Annotated in this window: 18 protein-coding genes; 17 read left to right on the forward strand and 1 reads right to left on the reverse strand. The window is 70.3% G+C overall.

Annotated elements, in window-relative coordinates; all coding sequences use genetic code 11:
* Positions 1 to 155: 155 nt before the first annotated feature.
* The 7 genes from aroC (at position 156) to nusB (ending at position 6,516) form a co-directional block, all read left to right on the forward strand.
* Complete coding sequence (aroC, locus tag ACZ3TS_RS08440; RefSeq protein WP_467614879.1) at positions 156 to 1,340, forward strand: chorismate synthase; 1,185 nt, start codon at positions 156 to 158, stop codon at positions 1,338 to 1,340.
* Positions 1,337 to 1,852 carry a shikimate kinase gene (locus ACZ3TS_RS08445; protein WP_467614880.1) on the forward strand — a complete coding sequence of 172 codons (516 nt, stop codon included), beginning with the start codon at positions 1,337 to 1,339 and terminating at the stop codon, positions 1,850 to 1,852. Before aroC ends, ACZ3TS_RS08445 begins: the two co-directional genes overlap by 4 nt.
* Positions 1,849 to 2,940 carry a 3-dehydroquinate synthase gene (aroB, locus tag ACZ3TS_RS08450; RefSeq protein ID WP_467614882.1) on the forward strand — a complete coding sequence of 364 codons (1,092 nt, stop codon included), beginning with the start codon at positions 1,849 to 1,851 and terminating at the stop codon, positions 2,938 to 2,940. The genes ACZ3TS_RS08445 and aroB overlap by 4 nt, the downstream gene beginning before the upstream one ends.
* Before the next feature lie 265 nt (positions 2,941 to 3,205).
* Positions 3,206 to 4,060, forward strand: a complete 855-nt coding sequence (locus tag ACZ3TS_RS08455) for a Pro-rich N-terminal domain-containing protein (protein ID WP_467614884.1) — start codon at positions 3,206 to 3,208, stop codon at positions 4,058 to 4,060.
* Positions 4,061 to 4,361: 301 nt separating this feature from the next.
* A complete protein-coding gene (locus tag ACZ3TS_RS08460) occupies positions 4,362 to 5,468 on the forward strand; it encodes an aminopeptidase P family protein (protein ID WP_467614886.1) in 1,107 nt (368 codons plus the stop codon).
* 44 nt (positions 5,469 to 5,512) lie between these two features.
* Positions 5,513 to 6,079 carry an elongation factor P gene (gene efp, locus ACZ3TS_RS08465; RefSeq protein WP_086728309.1) on the forward strand — a complete coding sequence of 189 codons (567 nt, stop codon included), beginning with the start codon at positions 5,513 to 5,515 and terminating at the stop codon, positions 6,077 to 6,079.
* 2 nt (positions 6,080 to 6,081) lie between these two features.
* Complete coding sequence (nusB, locus tag ACZ3TS_RS08470; protein WP_467614889.1) at positions 6,082 to 6,516, forward strand: transcription antitermination factor NusB; 435 nt, start codon at positions 6,082 to 6,084, stop codon at positions 6,514 to 6,516.
* Between the two features lie 185 nt (positions 6,517 to 6,701).
* Here nusB and bldD read toward each other — a convergent pair whose 3' ends face one another.
* Complete coding sequence (bldD, locus tag ACZ3TS_RS08475) at positions 6,702 to 7,202, reverse strand: transcriptional regulator BldD (protein WP_467614891.1); 501 nt, start codon at positions 7,200 to 7,202, stop codon at positions 6,702 to 6,704.
* 264 nt (positions 7,203 to 7,466) lie between these two features.
* On the opposite strand from bldD, the gene pyrR reads away from it, so the two are divergent.
* The 10 genes from pyrR (at position 7,467) to gmk (ending at position 18,659) form a co-directional block, all read left to right on the forward strand.
* Entirely contained in the window at positions 7,467 to 8,039 is a 573-nt protein-coding gene (gene pyrR / locus ACZ3TS_RS08480; protein ID WP_467614894.1) for a bifunctional pyr operon transcriptional regulator/uracil phosphoribosyltransferase PyrR, read from the forward strand.
* 101 nt (positions 8,040 to 8,140) lie between these two features.
* Positions 8,141 to 9,157: an aspartate carbamoyltransferase catalytic subunit gene (locus ACZ3TS_RS08485; protein WP_467614896.1), complete on the forward strand. Its 1,017-nt coding sequence runs from the start codon at positions 8,141 to 8,143 to the stop codon at positions 9,155 to 9,157.
* Between the two features lie 6 nt (positions 9,158 to 9,163).
* On the forward strand, positions 9,164 to 10,450 hold the full coding sequence (locus ACZ3TS_RS08490; protein ID WP_467614898.1) for a dihydroorotase: 1,287 nt from the start codon (positions 9,164 to 9,166) through the stop codon (positions 10,448 to 10,450).
* The gene (locus ACZ3TS_RS08495; protein ID WP_467614900.1) at positions 10,447 to 11,007 is read left to right on the forward strand and encodes a PH-like domain-containing protein; all 561 of its coding nucleotides are present in this window, start codon (positions 10,447 to 10,449) and stop codon (positions 11,005 to 11,007) included. The genes ACZ3TS_RS08490 and ACZ3TS_RS08495 overlap by 4 nt, the downstream gene beginning before the upstream one ends.
* Entirely contained in the window at positions 11,004 to 12,161 is a 1,158-nt protein-coding gene (gene carA, locus ACZ3TS_RS08500; RefSeq protein WP_467614902.1) for a glutamine-hydrolyzing carbamoyl-phosphate synthase small subunit, read from the forward strand. Before ACZ3TS_RS08495 ends, carA begins: the two co-directional genes overlap by 4 nt.
* The gene (carB, locus tag ACZ3TS_RS08505) at positions 12,154 to 15,462 is read left to right on the forward strand and encodes a carbamoyl-phosphate synthase large subunit (RefSeq protein ID WP_467614904.1); all 3,309 of its coding nucleotides are present in this window, start codon (positions 12,154 to 12,156) and stop codon (positions 15,460 to 15,462) included. The genes carA and carB overlap by 8 nt, the downstream gene beginning before the upstream one ends.
* A 54-nt stretch (positions 15,463 to 15,516) precedes the next feature.
* A complete protein-coding gene (locus ACZ3TS_RS08510) occupies positions 15,517 to 16,623 on the forward strand; it encodes a quinone-dependent dihydroorotate dehydrogenase (protein WP_467614906.1) in 1,107 nt (368 codons plus the stop codon).
* Complete coding sequence (gene pyrF, locus ACZ3TS_RS08515; RefSeq protein ID WP_467614909.1) at positions 16,620 to 17,462, forward strand: orotidine-5'-phosphate decarboxylase; 843 nt, start codon at positions 16,620 to 16,622, stop codon at positions 17,460 to 17,462. Before ACZ3TS_RS08510 ends, pyrF begins: the two co-directional genes overlap by 4 nt.
* A 278-nt stretch (positions 17,463 to 17,740) precedes the next feature.
* Entirely contained in the window at positions 17,741 to 18,064 is a 324-nt protein-coding gene (locus ACZ3TS_RS08520) for an integration host factor (protein ID WP_055492888.1), read from the forward strand.
* Between the two features lie 37 nt (positions 18,065 to 18,101).
* A complete protein-coding gene (gmk, locus tag ACZ3TS_RS08525) occupies positions 18,102 to 18,659 on the forward strand; it encodes a guanylate kinase (protein WP_467614911.1) in 558 nt (185 codons plus the stop codon).
* Positions 18,660 to 18,690: the final 31 nt, after the last annotated feature.

The following is an 18,690-nucleotide window of genomic DNA, read 5'->3' on the forward strand; positions in this document are numbered from 1 at the left end:
CGCGTCCGCCTGATGGACCTACGGCCGGTTCCCGCCGTCGGACGTGGGAGGATCGGAGGTGGCGGGCCGGGGCCGCGCACCCGGTTGCGCCGTCGCCGTACGGCAGGACGCGCGTACGCAGGGCAGTACCAGGGCGCGAGCACTGAGGAGCACCGTTGAGCAGGTTGCGCTGGCTGACCGCGGGAGAGTCCCACGGTCCCGCACTTGTCGCGACGCTGGAGGGCCTTCCCGCCGGCGTGCCGATCACCACGGAGATGGTGGCGGATCACCTGGCGCGGCGGCGGCTGGGCTATGGGCGCGGTGCCCGGATGAAGTTCGAGCGGGACGAGGTCACGTTCCTGGGCGGTGTCCGGCACGGCCTGACCCTGGGCTCCCCGGTGGCGGTCATGGTCGGCAACACCGAGTGGCCCAAGTGGGAGCAGGTGATGGCGGCCGATCCGGTGGACCCGGAGGTGCTGGCGGGTCTGGCCCGTAACGCGCCGTTGACCCGGCCGCGGCCCGGGCACGCGGACCTGGCCGGGATGCAGAAGTACGGGTTCGACGAGGCGCGGCCGATCCTGGAGCGGGCGTCGGCCCGGGAGACCGCGGCGCGGGTGGCGCTGGGCGCGGTGGCGCGGTCGTACCTGAAGGAGACGGCCGGGATCGAGGTCGTCTCGCACGTGGTCGAACTCGCGTCGGCGAAGGCGCCGTACGGCGTCTACCCGACCCCCGCGGACGTGGAGAGGCTGGACGCCGACCCGGTGCGCTGCCTGGACGCGGACGCGTCGAAGGCGATGGTCGCGGAGATCGACCAGGCGCACAAGGACGGCGACACCCTCGGCGGTGTGGTCGAGGTCCTCGCCTACGGCGTTCCGGTCGGGCTGGGCTCGCACGTGCACTGGGACCGGCGGCTGGACTCGCGGCTCGCGGCCGCGCTCATGGGCATCCAGGCGATCAAGGGTGTTGAGGTCGGCGACGGCTTCGAACTGGCGCGGGTGCCCGGCTCCAAGGCGCACGACGAGATCGTGACCACGGACGAGGGCATCAAGCGTGCGACCGGCCGGTCGGGGGGTACGGAGGGTGGTCTGTCCACGGGTGAGCTGCTGCGGGTGCGGGCGGCGATGAAGCCGATCGCGACCGTGCCGCGCGCGCTGAAGACGGTGGACGTGGTCACGGGCGAGCCGACGCAGGCGCACCACCAGCGCTCGGACGTGTGCGCGGTTCCGGCGGCCGGAATCGTCGCGGAGGCCATGGTCGCCCTGGTCCTGGCGGATGCGGTGGCGGAGAAGTTCGGCGGCGACAGCGTGGCCGAGACCCGGCGCAACGTCCGCTCCTACCTCGAGAACCTGGCGATCCGGTGAGCGCGCCGCTGGTCGTCCTGGTGGGCCCGATGGGGGTGGGCAAGTCCACCGTCGGGCAGCTGCTGGCCGAGCGGCTCGGTGTGGGCTACCGGGACACGGACGAGGACATCGTCGCCTCGCAGGGCCGTTCCATCGCCGACATCTTCGTCGACGAGGGCGAGCCGGTCTTCCGAGCCCTGGAGAAGCAGGCGGTGCACGCCGCGCTCGCCGGGCACGAGGGCGTTCTGGCCCTGGGCGGTGGCGCGATCCTGGACGACGAGACGCGTGCCGTGCTGGGCGGGCACCGGGTGGTCTATCTGTCGATGGACGTCGAGGAAGCGGTCAAGCGCACCGGTCTGAACGCGGCCCGCCCCCTGCTCGCGGTGAACCCGCGCCGGCAGTGGCGTGAGCTGATGGAGGCGCGCCGCCATCTGTACGAGGAGGTCGCGACGGCCGTCGTGGCCACCGACGGCCGCAGCCCCGAAGAGGTCACGCAAGCCGCCCTGGACGCACTGGAGTTGAAGGAAGCATGAGCGAGGCAGTGACGCGTATCCAGGTCGGTGGCACGGCGGGCACCGACCCGTACGAGGTCCTCATCGGCCGCCAACTCCTCGGCGAGCTCGCAGGTTTGATCGGCGAGAAGGCCAAGCGGGTCGCGGTGATCCACCCCGAGGGGCTGACCGAGACGGGTGAGGCGCTGCGCGCCGACCTGGCCGAGCAGGGCTTCGAGGCGATCGCGATCCAGGTCCCGAACGCCGAGGAGGCCAAGACCGCCGAGGTCGCCGCCTACTGCTGGAAGGCGCTCGGCCAGTCCGGCTTCACCCGCACCGACGTCATCGTCGGCGTGGGCGGAGGCGCGACAACCGACCTGGCCGGGTTCGTGGCGGCGACGTGGCTGCGCGGGGTGCGCTGGATCGCCGTCCCGACCACTGTGCTGGCCATGGTGGACGCGGCGGTCGGCGGCAAGACCGGTATCAACACCGCCGAGGGCAAGAACCTGGTGGGCGCCTTCCACCCGCCCGCGGGCGTACTGTGCGACCTCGCCGCGCTGGACTCCCTGCCGGTCAACGACTACGTCTCCGGACTCGCCGAGGTCATCAAGGCCGGCTTCATCGCCGACCCCGTGATCCTGGAGCTGATCGAGGAGGACCCGCAGGCCGCCCGTACCCCGGCCGGCCCGCACACCGCCGAGCTGATCGAACGCTCCATCAAGGTCAAGGCCGAGGTGGTCTCGTCGGACCTGAAGGAGTCGGGCCTGCGCGAGATCCTCAACTACGGTCACACGCTGGGCCACGCGATCGAGAAGAACGAGCGGTACAAGTGGCGGCACGGGGCCGCCGTCGCCGTCGGCATGCATTTCGCCGCCGAACTCGGGCGTCTGGCCGGGCGGCTGGACGAGGCGACCGCCGACCGCCACCGCACGATCCTGGAGTCGGTCGGGCTGCCGCTGCACTATCGCTACGACCAGTGGCCGAAGCTGCTTGAGACCATGAAGCTCGACAAGAAGTCCCGCGGCGATCTGCTCCGCTTCATCGTCCTGGACGGTCTGGCCAAGCCCACCGTGCTGGAGGGTCCCGACCCGGCGGTTCTGCTCGCCGCGTACGGAGAAGTGGGGCAGTAGGCGCTTCCGGGGCCCGTCGGGCGGGCGACTCGTTCCCCTCGTGGCGGTTGCCCCGATGTGCCGATGGTGATGGGCACTTCGGGCCGTCCCCGGCCGTTCACACAACGGCGGCCGGGGACGGTACCGTTCGGTAGGGAGCGGGGTGCCACGCCCTGCTGCCGGCGACACTCGCCCGAGCGGCGAGTGAGCCGAAGGGGCGCGGCACCGGGTCCGGCGCCCCGGAGGCGAACCGAGCCCAGAAGAAGACGAGACGGAGTGGCACCGGATGCAGCACGCAGTGGGAGCTCCGCTGCCGCCGCCCCACCAGCCGGGGCAGGGTCCGGCGACCGACTGGTCACCGGCCTCACACCACCCGGGACAGCAGGGCCCCGCACCGGGGACCACGCCCGCGCCGGGCTTCGCGGGACCACCGATGCCCACCGGCGCACCGCAGACCCATGTCCCGCCGCCCCAGCCGCCCGTTTCTCCGGCGCCGGACACCACGGGCCATGTGCAGCTACCGCCCGGCGGCCCGGTCGCCATGCCGAGCACGCCGCCCGCCGCGGGCGCGCCCGACCCCTCGTCGGCCACGCTCGCCGTGCTGCTCATCGGCCCGGCGGGCGCGGGCAAGACGAGCGTCGCGAAGTACTGGGCCGACCACCGCCGCGTCCCCACGGCCCACATCAGCCTCGACGACGTACGCGAATGGGTGCGCTCGGGCTTCGCCGATCCCCAGTCGGGCTGGAACGACCACTCGGAGGCGCAGTATCGTCTCGCCCGCCGTACCTGCGGCTTCGCGGCCCGCAACTTCCTGGCCAACGGCATCTCCTGCATCCTCGACGACGCCGTCTTCCCGGACCGCCCGGTCGTCGGCCTCGGCGGCTGGAAGCGGCACGTGGGACCCGGCCTGCTGCCGGTCGTCCTCCTACCCGGTCTGGAGATTGTCCTGGAGCGCAACGCGGAGCGCACGGGCAACCGCCGTCTCACCGACGAGGAGGTCGCCCGCATCCACGGCCGCATGGCCGGCTGGTACGGCTCCGGGCTGCCGATCATCGACAACTCCCAGCTCGACGTGCCGGGCACGGCTCGGGTCCTGGACGAGGTACTGTCCCGCTCGATCGCGAGCCCGCCGCAGTGGTGAGAGCTTTGCGGGGTGTGGTGGCCTCTCGGGCCGTCGGCCTTCGCCGGGTGTGGTCGGCCCATGGATCGTCGGCCTCGCTGGATCCGGACGTGTCATGGGTGGTCGCCTCTGCCGAGTGTGGTCGCGGGTCGTATCGTAGGCCCGCCGGGCCCGCCGGGCCCGGACGGGTCTTGGACGGTCGGACCCGCCGGCTGTCGCCGCGCCTCGGATCGTCGCTCTGCTCAGGCGTGGTCGCGGGCCCCCGCCGCCCGTCCGGACCTCTGGACCGGCGACATCCCGTCGACGCTCGTAGGCTCGGGTCATGTCAGAGGTGTACGTGGCCCGCCGGGAGCGGCTGAGGGAACGCTGCAGCGCGGGTGGCAGCGCGACGGCGCTGATCTCCCGCCCTGCCAACGTCCGCTATCTCGCGGGCGCCGCGCCCGAGGGCGCCGTACTGCTGCTGGGCATCGAACAGGACGTGCTGGTGTGCGCCGGTCCGCCGGACAACCAGCTCGCCGACGGGCGGCCCGACGAGGCGCTGCGGGTGCACACGCTGCCGGTACCCGCCGGCGACACGGCTGTCGCCGCGGCCGACCTGGCCGCCTCGCAGGGCGCCGAGTCCCTGGCGCTGGAGGAGCACCACCTCACCGTCGCCCGGCACCGCGCCCTCAGCTCGGTCGCCCCCGGGCTCCGGCTCGGTGACCTCGGCGGCGCGGTCGAACAGCTGCGGGTCGTCAAGGACGCGGAGGAGATCGCCCTCCTGCGGATCGGGGCGGAGATCGTCGACCAGGCCCTGAGTGAACTGCTCGAGTCGATCCTCGTGGGCCGCACCGAGCGCCATCTCGCCCTCGAGCTGGAGCGCCGCCTCGTCGACCACGGCGCCGACGGGCCCGCCTTCGCCACTTCGGTCGCCACCGGCCCCAACTCCGGCCGTCGCGGTCACCGCCCCACCGACCGGCGCGTGGAGGAGGGCGACTTCCTCTCCGTCTGCCTCGGAGCCACCTACCGCGGCTATCGTTGCGAGATCGGCCGCACGTTCGTCATCGGCACCTCGCCCGCAGAGTGGCAGATCGAGCTGTACGACCTCGTCTTCGCAGCCCAGCGCGCCGGACGGCAGGCCCTGGTGCCCGGCGCCGCCTACCGCGAGGTGGACCGCGCCGCACGCCAGGTGCTGGATTCCGCCGGGTACGGCGGGGGCCTTCCGCCGCTGACGGGGCACGGTGTGGGGCTCGAAATCGACGAGGACCCGCAGTTGGCCCCCGCAGCCATGGGTAAACTGGACGCTTGCGTGCCGGTCACCGTCGAACCGGGGGTCCACCTCCCGGGCCGGGGCGGTGTCCGGATCGATGACACGCTCGTCGTGCGCCCCGAGGCGGACGGCGGACCCGAGCTACTCACCATCACGACCAAGGAGCTGCTCGCGCTGTAGCGCGCGCCCCGGGGTCGTACGTCAGTCCAGGAGATTCCGCAACCGTGGCTTCCACGAACGACCTCAAGAACGGCATGGTGCTCAAGCTCGAAGGCGGCCAGCTCTGGTCCGTCGTCGAGTTCCAGCACGTCAAGCCCGGCAAGGGCCCGGCCTTCGTGCGCACCAAGCTCAAGAACGTGCTCTCCGGCAAGGTCGTCGACAAGACCTTCAACGCCGGTGTCAAGGTCGAGACGGCCACCGTCGACAAGCGCGACATGCAGTTCTCGTACAAGGACGGCGAGTACTTCGTCTTCATGGACATGGAGACGTACGACCAGCTGCACATCGACCCGAAGGCCGTCGGCGACGCCGCGAATTTCCTCATCGAGGGCTTCACGGCTGTCGTCGCGCAGCACGAGGGTGAGGTGCTCTTCGTCGAGCTGCCCGCCGCTGTCGAGCTGACCATCGCCGAGACCGAGCCGGGCGTCCAGGGCGACCGCTCCACCGGCGGCACCAAGCCCGCCACGCTGGAGACCGGCCACCAGATCCAGGTCCCGCTGTTCATCACCACCGGTGAGAAGATCAAGGTCGACACCCGTACCAGCGACTACCTCGGCCGGGTGAACAGCTAACCGTGGCTGCCCGTAACACGGCCCGTAAGCGCGCCTTCCAGATCCTCTTCGAGGGGGACCAGCGCGGGGCCGACGTCCTCACGGTCCTCGCGGACTGGATCCGGCACTCGCGCAGCGACACCCGGCAGCCGCCGGTGAGCGAGTACACGATGCAGCTGGTCGAGGGCTACGCGCAGCACACGAAGCGCATCGACGAGCTGATCGCGCAGTACGCGGTCGGGTGGACGCTCGACCGGATGCCGGTCGTCGACCGCAACATCCTGCGCCTCGGTGCCTACGAGCTGATCTGGGTCGACGAGACCCCGGACGCCGTGGTGCTCGACGAGATGGTGCAGCTCGCCAAGGAGTTCTCCACGGACGAGTCACCTTCGTTCGTCAACGGTCTGCTCGGCCGTCTGAAGGACCTGAAGCCGTCTCTGCGCCGCGACGAGGGCTGAGGCGCCGCGACGGAGGGCTGAGGAGACGCACGAACGCCGGAGGGGCCCGCAGCATCCGTGCTGCGGGCCCCTCCGGCGTTCGTGCGTCCGTCCCGGGACCGCCGACCGCTCGTACAACGCCGCCGGGGGTGGCCCGAACCGCATGGTTTCGGCCACCCCCGGCGGCACGTTTCTGCTGGAAGTGGTCAGCTCTCCTCGTGGGATACCGCGCGGCGCGCGTCCGCGTCCAGGACACCCCAACTGATCAGCTGCTCGGTCAGGACGGAGGGCGACTGGTCGTAGATGACCGCGAGCGTGCGCAGGTCGTCCTGGCGGATGGACAGCACCTTGCCGTTGTAGTCACCTCGCTGCGACTGGATCGTCGCCGCATACCGCTGGAGCGGGCCCGCCTTCTCGGCCGGCACATTGGCCAGGCGCTCCAGGTCGAGGACCAGCTTCGGCGGAGGCTCGGCGGCTCCACCGGGGGTGCTGCCGGGCAGCAGCTCCTGCACCGGGACCCCGTAGAAATCCGCCAGCTCGGCGAGGCGCTGCACGGTGACGGCGCGGTCGCCGCGCTCGTACGAACCGACCACGACCGCCTTCCAGCGTCCCTGGGACTTCTCTTCCACACCGTGGAGGGAAAGGCCCTGCTGGGTGCGGATCGCCCGGAGCTTGGCCCCGAGCTGTTTGGCGTATTCGCTGGACATATAGCTCCCCGGACACGGTGTCGACGTGCGGCTGGGCCGCGCGGCTGGTGACTCACTGTGAGGTTACGCAGCGTGACTCTGCCCCGTCAAGCCGAATGGTCCGGACCGACCCTTCCGTGGTAGACGGCGTGCGATGCCGCCGGACGAGTTACGCGTGACGCCAGGGGGTGACCGGCCGCCGTCAGCGGGCTGGTAACGTGTATGGCGCAATTCCGACGTCCTTTAAGGTCCGTCCCGTGAGGCGGAGAAGGAGGTCCGTTTCGTATGGACACGCAGCATTCCGATGCGCGGGCCGTCCTCGAAGGCCCCGACATCGCGCGGGTGTTGACCCGCATCGCCCATGAGGTCGTCGAGCGCGCCAAGGGCGCCGACGACGTGGTGCTCCTCGGCATTCCGACCCGAGGCGTCTTCCTCGCCCGGCGGCTGGCCGACAAGCTCGAGCAGATCACCGGCCGCAAGGTCCCGGTCGGCTCCCTCGACATCACCATGTACCGCGACGACCTGCGTATGCAACCGCCGCGTGCGCTGGCCCGCACCGAGATCCCCGGTGACGGCATCGACGGCCGCCTCGTCGTCCTCGTCGACGACGTGCTCTTCTCCGGCCGCACCATCCGCGCCGCCCTCGACGCCCTGAACGACATCGGGCGTCCGCGCGCGGTCCAGCTCGCGGTCCTGGTCGACCGCGGCCACCGCGAACTCCCGATCCGCGCCGACTACGTCGGCAAGAACCTCCCCACGTCGCTGCGGGAGACGGTCAAGGTCCAGCTCGCCGAGGAGGACGGTCGCGACACCGTGCTGCTCGGTGTGAAGCAGACCGCCCCGGGCGCACAGCAGTAGCACTCCGGTGTACGTCAGCGGCGTACACCCCGCGAATGCGCCTCGGCACGCGCCCTTGTGCCCGAAACCTCCCGAATGAACTGCCTTACGGAGCCTGAAAGATGCAGCGCCATCTCATCTCGGCCGCCGACCTCACCCGCGACGACGCCGTCCTGATCCTCGACACCGCCGAGGAGATGGCCCGGGTCGCGGACCGGCCGATCAAGAAGCTGCCGACCCTGCGCGGCCGCACCGTCGTCAACCTCTTCTTCGAGGACTCGACCCGCACCCGGATCTCCTTCGAGGCCGCCGAGAAGCGCCTTTCCGCGGACGTCATCAACTTCACCGCCAAGGGATCCAGCGTGTCCAAGGGCGAGTCCCTCAAGGACACCGCCCAGACTCTGGAGGCCATGGGCGTCGACGCCGTCGTCATCCGGCACGGCGCTTCCGGAGCCCCCTACCGGCTCGCCAACTCCGGCTGGATCGACGCCGCCGTGATCAACGCAGGCGACGGCACCCACCAGCACCCCACCCAGGCGCTGCTGGACGCCTTCACCATGCGCCGCCGCCTGGTCGGACGGGACGAGGGGCTCGGCCGCGACCTGGCGGGCAAGCACATCACGATCGTCGGCGACGTGCTGCACAGCAGGGTCGCCCGCTCCAACGTCGACCTGCTGCACACCCTCGGCGCCGAGGTCACGCTCGTCGCCCCGCCCACGCTACTGCCGGTCGGCGTCGGGTCCTGGCCCTGCGAGATCTCGTACGACCTCGACAGCGCCCTGCCCAAATCCGACGCGGTGATGATGCTGCGCGTCCAGCGCGAGCGCATGAACGCCGCCTTCTTCCCGACCGAGCGCGAGTACTCCCGGCGCTACGGCCTCGACGCCGACCGCATGGCGAAGATGCCCGAGGACGCCATAGTGATGCACCCCGGTCCGATGGTCCGCGGCATGGAGATCACCGCCGAGGTCGCCGACTCCGACCGCTGCACGGCCGTCGAGCAGGTGGCCAACGGTGTCTCCATCCGCATGGCGGTCCTGTACCTGCTTCTGGGGGGCGCGGTGTTCGATTCGAAGGCTTTGTCCGATTCAAAGAAGGCGCCCGCCGCCGCTCACACCCGTACCACCGAGGAGAAGTAAGACCAGATGAGCAAGATCCTGATCCGTGGTGCCAAGGTGCTCGGCGGCGAGCCGCAGGACGTGCTGATCGACGGCGAGACGATCGCCGACGTGGGTGCGGGCCTCGGGGCCGACGGCGCCGAGGTCGTGGACGCGGACGGCAAGGTGCTGCTCCCGGGCCTCGTCGACCTGCACACCCATCTGCGCGAGCCCGGCCGCGAGGACTCCGAGACCGTCCTGACCGGTACGCGGGCGGCCGCGACGGGCGGCTACACGGCCGTGTTCGCCATGGCCAACACCTTTCCGGTCGCCGACACCGCCGGTGTCGTCGAGCAGGTCTGGCGGCTCGGCCGGGAGCACGGCTACTGCGACGTGCAGCCCATCGGCGCCGTCACCGTCGGCCTGGAGGGCAGGAAGCTCGCCGAGCTGGGCGCCATGCACGAGTCGGCGGCCGGCGTCACCGTCTTCTCCGACGACGGCAAGTGCGTCGACGACGCGGTCATCATGCGCCGGGCGCTGGAGTACGTGAAGGCCTTCGGAGGCGTGGTCGCCCAGCACGCGCAGGAGCCGCGGCTGACCGAGGGCGCCCAGATGAACGAGGGCGTCGTCTCCGCTGAGCTGGGTCTCGGCGGCTGGCCGGCGGTCGCCGAGGAGTCGATCATCGCTCGGGACGTCCTGCTCGCCGAGCACGTCGGCTCCCGCGTCCACATCTGCCACCTGTCGACCGCCGGGTCCGTGGAGATCGTGCGCTGGGCGAAGTCCCGCGGCATCGACGTGACCGCCGAGGTCACCCCGCACCACCTCCTCCTCACCGACGAGCTGGTGCGCAGCTACAACCCGGTCTACAAGGTCAACCCGCCGCTGCGCACCGAGCGCGACGTGACGGCGCTGCGCGAGGCGCTCGCCGACGGCACGATCGACATCGTCGCCACCGACCACGCCCCGCACCCGCACGAGGACAAGGACTGCGAGTGGGCCGCGGCCGCCATGGGCATGGTGGGCCTGGAGACCGCGCTGTCCGTGATCCAGGAGACGATGGTCGAGACCGGTCTGCTCGACTGGGCGGGCGTCGCCGACCGGATGTCCTTCGAGCCCGCGAGGATCGGCCGGGCCATGGGCCACGGGCGCCCCGTCTCGGCAGGCGAGCCCGCCAACCTCACGCTCGTCGACACGGCATACCGTGGGCTCGTGGACCCCGCGGGCTTCGCCTCGCGCAGCCGCAACACTCCGTACGAAGGCCGTGAGCTGCCGGGCCGTGTCACACACACGTGGCTCCGGGGCAAGGCCACGCTCATCGACGGGAAGCTCGCGTGACACCTGTGATCCTGCTCGCGGCCGAGAAGAGATCGGCGGAAGTGACCGACTGGGCCGCCCGTATCGGCTGGCTCGTGGGGCTCGCCCTCTTCGTCGCACTCGTCTACTGGCTGATGCGCGAGGGCTGGAAGTGGCGCGGCACCCTCCAGAGCGACCTGCCGGAGCTGCCCACGTCGCCGAGCGAGCCCGGCGAGGCGAAACTGACGATGAGCGGCCGCTACCACGGCTCCACCACCGCCGGGCAGTGGCTGGACCGCATCGTGGCCCACGGCCTCGGCACCCGCAGCCGGGTCGAGCTCACGCTGACGGACGCGGGCCTGGACGTCGTACGTCCCGGTGCGACGGACTTCTTCGTCCCGGCCGCACAGCTGCGCGAGGCCCGACTCGACAAGGGCATCGCGGGCAAGGTCCTCACTGAGGGCGGTCTGCTGATCGTGACCTGGCAGCACGGCGACAGGCTGATCGACTCCGGGTTCCGCTCCGACCGCGCGGCCGAACACAACGCGTGGGTCGACACCCTGAATCAGATGATCAACAAGACGGAAGGCGCACGATGACGACCTCCATCCAGGGAACCGCCTCTCCGAGGCACAAGGCGGCTCCCGCCGTACTCGTCCTGGAGGACGGCCGGTTCTTCCGCGGCCGCGCCTACGGGGCCGTGGGGGTGACCTTCGGCGAGGCCGTGTTCTCCACCGGCATGACCGGCTACCAGGAGACCCTCACCGACCCGTCGTACCACCGTCAGGTCGTCGTGATGACCGCCCCCCACGTCGGCAACACCGGCGTCAACGACGAGGACCCCGAGTCGAAGCGGATCTGGGTCGCGGGTTACGTCGTACGCGACCCCGCGCGCGTCCCCTCCAACTGGCGGGCCAGACGTTCGCTGGACGAGGAGCTGCGCCACCAGGGTGTCGTGGGCATCAGCGGCATCGACACCCGGGCGCTGACCCGCCACCTGCGCGAGCGCGGCGCCATGCGCGTCGGCATCTTCTCCGGCAACGCGCTGCCCGACGAGGGCACCATGCTCGCCGAGGTGCGCCAGGCCCCCGAGATGCAGGGCGCGAACCTCTCCGCCGAGGTCGCCACCACGGAGCGGTATGTCGTCCCCGCGATCGGCGAGAAGAAGTTCACCGTCGCCGCGGTCGACCTCGGCATCAAGGGCATGACCCCGCACCGCATGGCCGAGCGCGGCATCGAGGTGCACGTGCTGCCCGCGACGGCGACCGTGGAGGACGTGTACGCCGTGGACCCGGACGGCGTGTTCTTCTCCAACGGCCCCGGTGACCCGGCCACCGCCGATCACGCCGTCTCCGTCATGCAGGGCGTACTGGAGCGCAGGACGCCCCTGTTCGGCATCTGCTTCGGCAACCAGATCCTGGGCCGCGCGCTCGGCTTCGGCACCTACAAGCTGAAGTACGGCCACCGCGGTATCAACCAGCCGGTGCAGGACCGTACGACCGGCAAGGTCGAGGTCACCGCGCACAACCACGGCTTCGCCGTCGACGCCCCGCTCGACAAGGTGTCCGACACCCTCTATGGCCGTGCCGAGGTCTCCCACGTCTGCCTCAACGACAACGTGGTGGAGGGCCTCCGGCTACTCGACCGGCCGGCCTTCAGCGTCCAGTACCACCCCGAAGCGGCCGCGGGTCCGCACGACGCCGCCTACCTGTTCGACCGCTTCGTATCCCTGATGGAGGGCCAGCGTGCCTAAGCGCACCGATATCCAGTCCGTCCTGGTCATCGGCTCCGGCCCGATCGTCATCGGTCAGGCCGCCGAGTTCGACTACTCCGGCACCCAGGCGTGCCGGGTCCTGAAGGCCGAGGGCCTCAGGGTCGTCCTGGTCAACTCCAACCCGGCGACGATCATGACCGACCCGGAGATCGCCGACGCTACGTACGTCGAGCCGATCACACCGGAGTTCGTCGAGAAGATCATCGCCAAGGAGCGCCCGGACGCGCTGCTTCCCACCCTGGGCGGCCAGACGGCCCTCAACACGGCCATCAAGCTGCACGAGAACGGCGCCCTGGAGAAGTACGGCGTCGAACTGATCGGCGCCAACGTCGAGGCGATCCACAAGGGCGAGGACCGCGACCAGTTCAAGGAGGTCGTGGAGGAGGTCCGCAAGAAGATCGGGCACGGCGAGTCCGCCCGGTCCGTGATCTGCCACTCCATGGACGAGGTGCTCGCCGGCGTCGAGCGGCTGGGCGGCTACCCGGTCGTCGTCCGCCCCTCCTTCACCATGGGCGGCGCCGGCTCCGGCTTCGCGCACGACGAGGACGAACTGCGCCGCATCGCCGGCCAGGGCCTGACGCTCTCGCCCACCACCGAGGTGCTCCTGGAGGAGTCGATCCTCGGCTGGAAGGAGTACGAGCTGGAGCTGATGCGCGACAAGCACGACAACGTCGTGGTCGTCTGCTCCATCGAGAACTTCGACCCGATGGGCGTGCACACCGGTGACTCGATCACCGTCGCCCCGGCGATGACGCTGACCGACCGCGAGTACCAGATCCTGCGCGACATCGGCATCGCCGTCATCCGCGAGGTCGGCGTCGACACCGGCGGCTGCAACATCCAGTTCGCGGTGAACCCCGAAGACGGTCGTGTGATCGTCATCGAGATGAACCCGCGCGTGTCGCGTTCCTCGGCCCTGGCCTCCAAGGCGACCGGTTTCCCGATCGCCAAGATCGCGGCCAAGCTGGCCGTCGGCTACACGCTCGACGAGATCCCGAACGACATCACGCAGGAGACCCCGGCCTCGTTCGAGCCCACCCTCGACTACGTGGTCGTGAAGGCCCCGCGGTTCGCCTTCGAGAAGTTCCCGCAGGCCGACTCCACGCTGACGACCACCATGAAGTCGGTCGGCGAGGCCATGGCGATCGGCCGCAACTTCACCGAGGCGTTCCAGAAGGCGCTGCGCTCGCTGGAGAAGAAGGGCAGCCAGTTCACCTTCGTCGGTGAGCCCGGCGCCAAGGACGAGCTGCTGCGCGAGGCCGTGCGGCCCACCGACGGCCGGATCAACACCGTCATGCAGGCCGTCCGCGCGGGCGCCACGCCCGAGGAGGTCTTCGAGGCCACGAAGATCGACCCTTGGTTCGTGGACCAGCTGTTCCTCATCAAGGAGATCGCGGACGAACTGGCCGCCGCCGACGAGCTGACGCCCGACCTGCTCGCCGAGGCGAAGCGGCACGGCTTCTCCGATCAGCAGATCGCCGAGATCCGTGGCCTGCGCGAGGACGTCGTGCGCGAGGTCCGGCACGCGCTGGGCATCCGCCCGGTCTACAAGACGGTCGACACCTGCGCCGCCGAGTTCGCTGCGAACACGCCGTACTTCTACTCCTCCTACGACGAGGAGACCGAGGTCGCTCGGCGTGAGAAGCCTGCGGTGATCATCCTGGGCTCCGGTCCCAACCGCATCGGCCAGGGCATCGAGTTCGACTACTCCTGTGTCCACGCCTCATTCGCGCTGAGCGACGCCGGGTACGAGACCGTGATGGTCAACTGCAACCCGGAGACCGTCTCCACGGACTACGACACGTCCGACCGCCTCTACTTCGAGCCGCTGACGCTGGAAGACGTGCTGGAGATCGTCCACGCCGAGCAGCAGGCCGGTCCGATCGCGGGTGTCGTGGTCCAGCTGGGCGGTCAGACCCCGCTGGGCCTGGCGCAGGCGCTGAAGGACAACGGCGTGCCGATCGTGGGCACCTCTCCCGAGGCGATCCACGCCGCCGAGGACCGCGGCGCGTTCGGACGTGTGCTCGCCGAGGCCGGTCTGCCGGCCCCCAAGCACGGCACCGCCACCACCTTCGCCGAGGCCAAGGCCATCGCGGACGAGATCGGCTACCCGGTGCTCGTCCGGCCGTCGTACGTCCTCGGCGGGCGTGGCATGGAGATCGTGTACGACGAGGCCCGGCTGTCGTCGTACATCGCCGAGTCGACCGAGATCAGCCCCTCCCGGCCGGTGCTGGTCGACCGCTTCCTCGACGACGCGATCGAGATCGACGTCGACGCCCTCTACGACGGCGAGGAGCTCTACCTCGGCGGTGTCATGGAGCACATCGAGGAGGCCGGTATCCACTCCGGCGACTCGGCGTGCGCGCTGCCCCCGATCACGCTGGGCGGCTTCGACATCAAGCGGCTGCGGGCCTCGACGGAGGCCATCGCCCGCGGCGTCGGGGTGCGCGGACTGATCAACATCCAGTTCGCGATGGCGGGCGACATCCTGTATGTCCTGGAGGCCAACCCGCGCGCTTCCCGTACCGTCCCCTTCACCTCGAAGGCGACCGCGGTGCCGCTGGCGAAGGCCGCCGCGCGTATCTCGCTGGGCGCGACCATCGCCGAGCTGCGGGCGGAGGGCCTGCTTCCGGCGAACGGCGACGGCGGCGAGCTGCCGCTCGACGCGCCGATCTCCGTGAAGGAAGCCGTGATGCCGTGGTCGAGGTTCCGCGACATCCACGGACGTGGCGTCGACACGGTCCTCGGTCCGGAGATGCGCTCCACCGGCGAGGTCATGGGCATCGACTCCGTCTTCGGCACGGCGTACGCCAAGTCGCAGGCGGGTGCGTACGGTCCGCTGCCGACCAAGGGCCGCGCCTTCATCTCGGTCGCCAACCGCGACAAGCGCTCGATGATCTTCCCGGCGCGTGAGCTGGTCGCCCACGGCTTCGAACTGCTCGCCACGTCCGGCACGGCCGAGGTGCTCAAGCGCAACGGCATCAACGCCACCATCGTGCGCAAGCAGTCGGAGGGCACGGGCCCGAACGGCGAGAAGACCATCGTCCAGCTCATCCACGACGGCGAGGTCGACCTGATCGTCAACACCCCGTACGGCACCGGTGGCCGCCTCGACGGCTACGACATCCGTACGGCCGCGGTGGCGCGCTCCGTGCCGTGCCTGACGACGGTCCAGGCGCTCGCCGCGGCGGTCCAGGGCATCGACGCGCTCAACCACGGCGATGTGGGCGTCCGTTCACTTCAGGAACACGCGGAACACCTGACCGCGGCCCGCGACTAGCAGCCCTGAGGGGGACATCGGAAACGGTGTCCCCCTCTTCGTGAGGACACCTCCATGTACAAGCTTTTCTTCCGTCTGGTTTTCAAGCGGATGGACCCCGAAGCGGCCCATCACCTGGCCTTCCGCTGGATCCGCCTCGCCGTCCGCATCCCCGTGCTGCGCACCTTCGTCGCGGCGGCCCTCGCGCCCCGCCACAAGGAACTGCGCACGGAGGCGTTCGGGCTGCGGATGCACGGGCCCTTCGGACTCGCGGCAGGCTTCGACAAGAACGCCGTCGCGATCGACGGGATGTCGATGCTGGGCTTCGACCACGTCGAGATCGGCACGGTGACCGGGGAACCGCAGCCGGGCAACCCCAAGAAGCGGCTGTTCCGCCTCGTCCCCGACCGGGCGCTGATCAACCGGATGGGCTTCAACAACGAGGGCTCGCTGGCCGTCGCCGCGCGCCTGGCCTCGCGCACCCCCGTCTTCAGGACCGTCGTGGGTGTGAACATCGGCAAGACCAAGGTCGTCCCGGAGGCCGAGGCCGTCGGGGACTACGTGAAGTCGGCCGAGCGGCTCGCCCCCTACGCCGACTACCTGGTGGTCAACGTCTCGTCCCCGAACACCCCCGGCCTGCGCGATCTGCAGGCGACCGAGGCACTGCGCCCGCTGCTGACCGCCGTCCGCGAGGCCGCCGACCGTGCGGTGGCCCACCGCCGCGTGCCGCTCCTGGTGAAGATCGCCCCCGACCTCGCCGACGAGGACATCGACGCGGTCGCGGATCTCGCCGTGGAGCTCGGCTTGGACGGGATCATCGCCACCAACACCACCATCGCGCGCGAGGGACTCGGTCTGAAGTCCGAACCCTTGCTGGTGAAGGAGACCGGCGGACTGTCGGGCGCGCCGCTGAAAACACGCTCCCTGGAGGTGCTGCGCCGCCTCTACGCGCGCGTGGGCGATCGCATCACCCTGGTGGGCGTCGGCGGCATCGGGAACGCCGAGGACGCCTGGCAGCGCATCCTGGCCGGTGCCACGCTGGTGCAGGGCTACAGCGCGTTCATCTACGAGGGGCCCCTCTGGGGCCGCGCCATCCACAAGGGGCTCGCGGCGCGCCTGCGGACGAGCCCGTACGCCACCCTCGCCGACGCGGTCGGCGCCGACGTGAGGAAGCTCGCATGACTCTGGAACCCTTTGGCGCCCGTCTTCGCCGGGCCATGGACGAGCGCGGCCCGCTGTGCGTCGGCATCGACCCGCACGCCTCGCTGCTCGCCGCATGGGGCCTGGACGACGACATCGCGGGCCTGGAGCGGTTCAGCCGCACGGTCGTAGAGGCGATGGCCGAGCGGGTCGCCGTCCTGAAGCCGCAGAGCGCCTTCTTCGAGCGCTTCGGTTCGCGTGGCGTCGCCGTCCTGGAGAAGGCGGTGGAGGAAGCGCGGGCGGCCGGGGCGCTGGTGGTCATGGACGCCAAGCGCGGCGACATCGGCTCGACCATGGCCGCGTACGCCGAGTCCTTCCTGAGGAAGGACGCCCCGCTGTTCTCCGACGCGCTCACGGTCTCGCCGTACCTCGGCTACGGGTCGCTCAAGCCGGCCGTGGAACTGGCGCGGGAGAGCGGTGCCGGGCTCTTCGTGCTCGCGCTGACCTCCAACCCGGAGGGCGGCGAGGTGCAGCACGCCGTGCGGCCCGACGGCCGGAACGTGGCGGCGACGATGCTCGCGCACCTCGCGGCCGAGAACGCGGGGGAGGAGCCCCTGGGTTCCTTCGGCGCTGTCGTGGGCGCCACGCTCGGCGACCTGTCGTCGTACGACCTGGAGATCAACGGCCCGCTCCTCGCGCCCGGCATCGGCGCCCAGGGAGCCACTCCGGCCGATCTTCCAGCGGTCTTCGGGGCGGTGCTGCGCAATGTCGTGCCGAATGTGAGCCGGGGTGTACTGCGCCACGGTCCCGACGTCGTCGCGCTGCGTGAAGCCGCGGAACGCTTCGCGGAGGAGATCCGGACGGCCGTGGCAGCCGTCTAGGCCCTCCGCGGGCTTCGTGGGAGTTCCTCCGATGAGTGTCTCCGGGACGGCTTGAGTTTGAATACATCCTCAAATCCGGGGCAATATGTCCGAAAAGCCCGGCTCGACAGAGGCTGACCAGGACTTTTCCGCTGTTCTCGCTGACTCCGGCGCACTTGCCCGCTAGTCTCCGACGAGAGTGAACGGGCAAGCGTGTTGCTCGTGGCTCCCCAGGTGTGGGGCGACTAGGTTCCTCACCGGTCCGTATCCGACAGTTTGACATCCGAGGTGACGTAGGCGTGGCTCTTCCGCCCCTTACCCCTGAACAGCGCGCAGCCGCGCTCGAAAAGGCCGCCGCGGCTCGCCGGGAGCGGGCCGAGGTCAAGAATCGACTCAAGCACTCCGGCGCCTCCCTGCACGAGGTCATCAAGCAGGGCCAGGAAAACGACGTCATCGGCAAGATGAAGGTCTCCGCCCTCCTCGAGTCCCTGCCGGGCGTGGGCAAGGTCCGCGCCAAGCAGATCATGGAGCGACTCGGGATCTCCGAGAGCCGCCGCGTGCGCGGCCTCGGTTCCAACCAGATCGCCTCCCTGGAGCGCGAGTTCGGCGGGGCCGCCAGCTGAGTCCGGGGCACCCCGGGATTGCTGGAATAATCGCTGCATGAGTGAACGTCCGCGACTGACCGTGCTCTCCGGCCCTTCCGGGGTCGGCAAGAGCACGGTCGTCGCCCATATGCGCAAGGAACACCCCGAGGTCTGGCTCTCGGTGTCGGCGACGACCCGCAACCCCCGCCCCGGTGAGCGGCATGGAGTCCACTACTTCTTCGTCACCGACGACGAGATGGACAAGCTGATCGCCAACGGCGAGCTGCTGGAGTGGGCCGAGTTCGCCGGCAACCGCTACGGCACGCCCCGGGCCGCCGTACTGGAGCACCTGGAGGCCGGCGTACCGGTGCTGCTGGAGATCGACCTCCAGGGCGCCCGGCAGGTCCGTGACTCCATGCCCGAGGCCCAGCTCGTGTTCCTGGCTCCTCCCTCCTGGGAGGAGCTCGTGCGCAGGCTCACCGGACGGGGCACCGAGCCGCCGGAGGTGATCGAGCGCCGCCTGGAGGCGGCCAGGATCGAGCTGGCGGCCGAGCCCGAGTTCGATGTGACCCTGGTCAACACCTCGGTCGAGGACGTGGCGCGCGAGCTGCTAGCCTTGATGAACGTTGTGTGATCAGGGTTGTTTGATCAGGTCTGATCTTTCC

Source organism: Streptomyces sp. NPDC022910 (assembly GCF_055561075.1).

Coding starts and splice junctions, on each gene's coding strand:
- aroB (WP_467614882.1), top strand. CDS start 1,849: ATGAGCGAGGCAGTGACGCGTATCCAGGTCGGTGGCACGGCGGGCACC.
- ACZ3TS_RS08455 (WP_467614884.1), top strand. CDS start 3,206: ATGCAGCACGCAGTGGGAGCTCCGCTGCCGCCGCCCCACCAGCCGGGG.
- ACZ3TS_RS08460 (WP_467614886.1), top strand. CDS start 4,362: ATGTCAGAGGTGTACGTGGCCCGCCGGGAGCGGCTGAGGGAACGCTGC.
- bldD (WP_467614891.1), bottom strand. CDS start 7,202: ATGTCCAGCGAATACGCCAAACAGCTCGGGGCCAAGCTCCGGGCGATC.
- pyrR (WP_467614894.1), top strand. CDS start 7,467: ATGGACACGCAGCATTCCGATGCGCGGGCCGTCCTCGAAGGCCCCGAC.
- ACZ3TS_RS08485 (WP_467614896.1), top strand. CDS start 8,141: ATGCAGCGCCATCTCATCTCGGCCGCCGACCTCACCCGCGACGACGCC.
- ACZ3TS_RS08490 (WP_467614898.1), top strand. CDS start 9,164: ATGAGCAAGATCCTGATCCGTGGTGCCAAGGTGCTCGGCGGCGAGCCG.
- carA (WP_467614902.1), top strand. CDS start 11,004: ATGACGACCTCCATCCAGGGAACCGCCTCTCCGAGGCACAAGGCGGCT.
- ACZ3TS_RS08510 (WP_467614906.1), top strand. CDS start 15,517: ATGTACAAGCTTTTCTTCCGTCTGGTTTTCAAGCGGATGGACCCCGAA.
- pyrF (WP_467614909.1), top strand. CDS start 16,620: ATGACTCTGGAACCCTTTGGCGCCCGTCTTCGCCGGGCCATGGACGAG.
- gmk (WP_467614911.1), top strand. CDS start 18,102: ATGAGTGAACGTCCGCGACTGACCGTGCTCTCCGGCCCTTCCGGGGTC.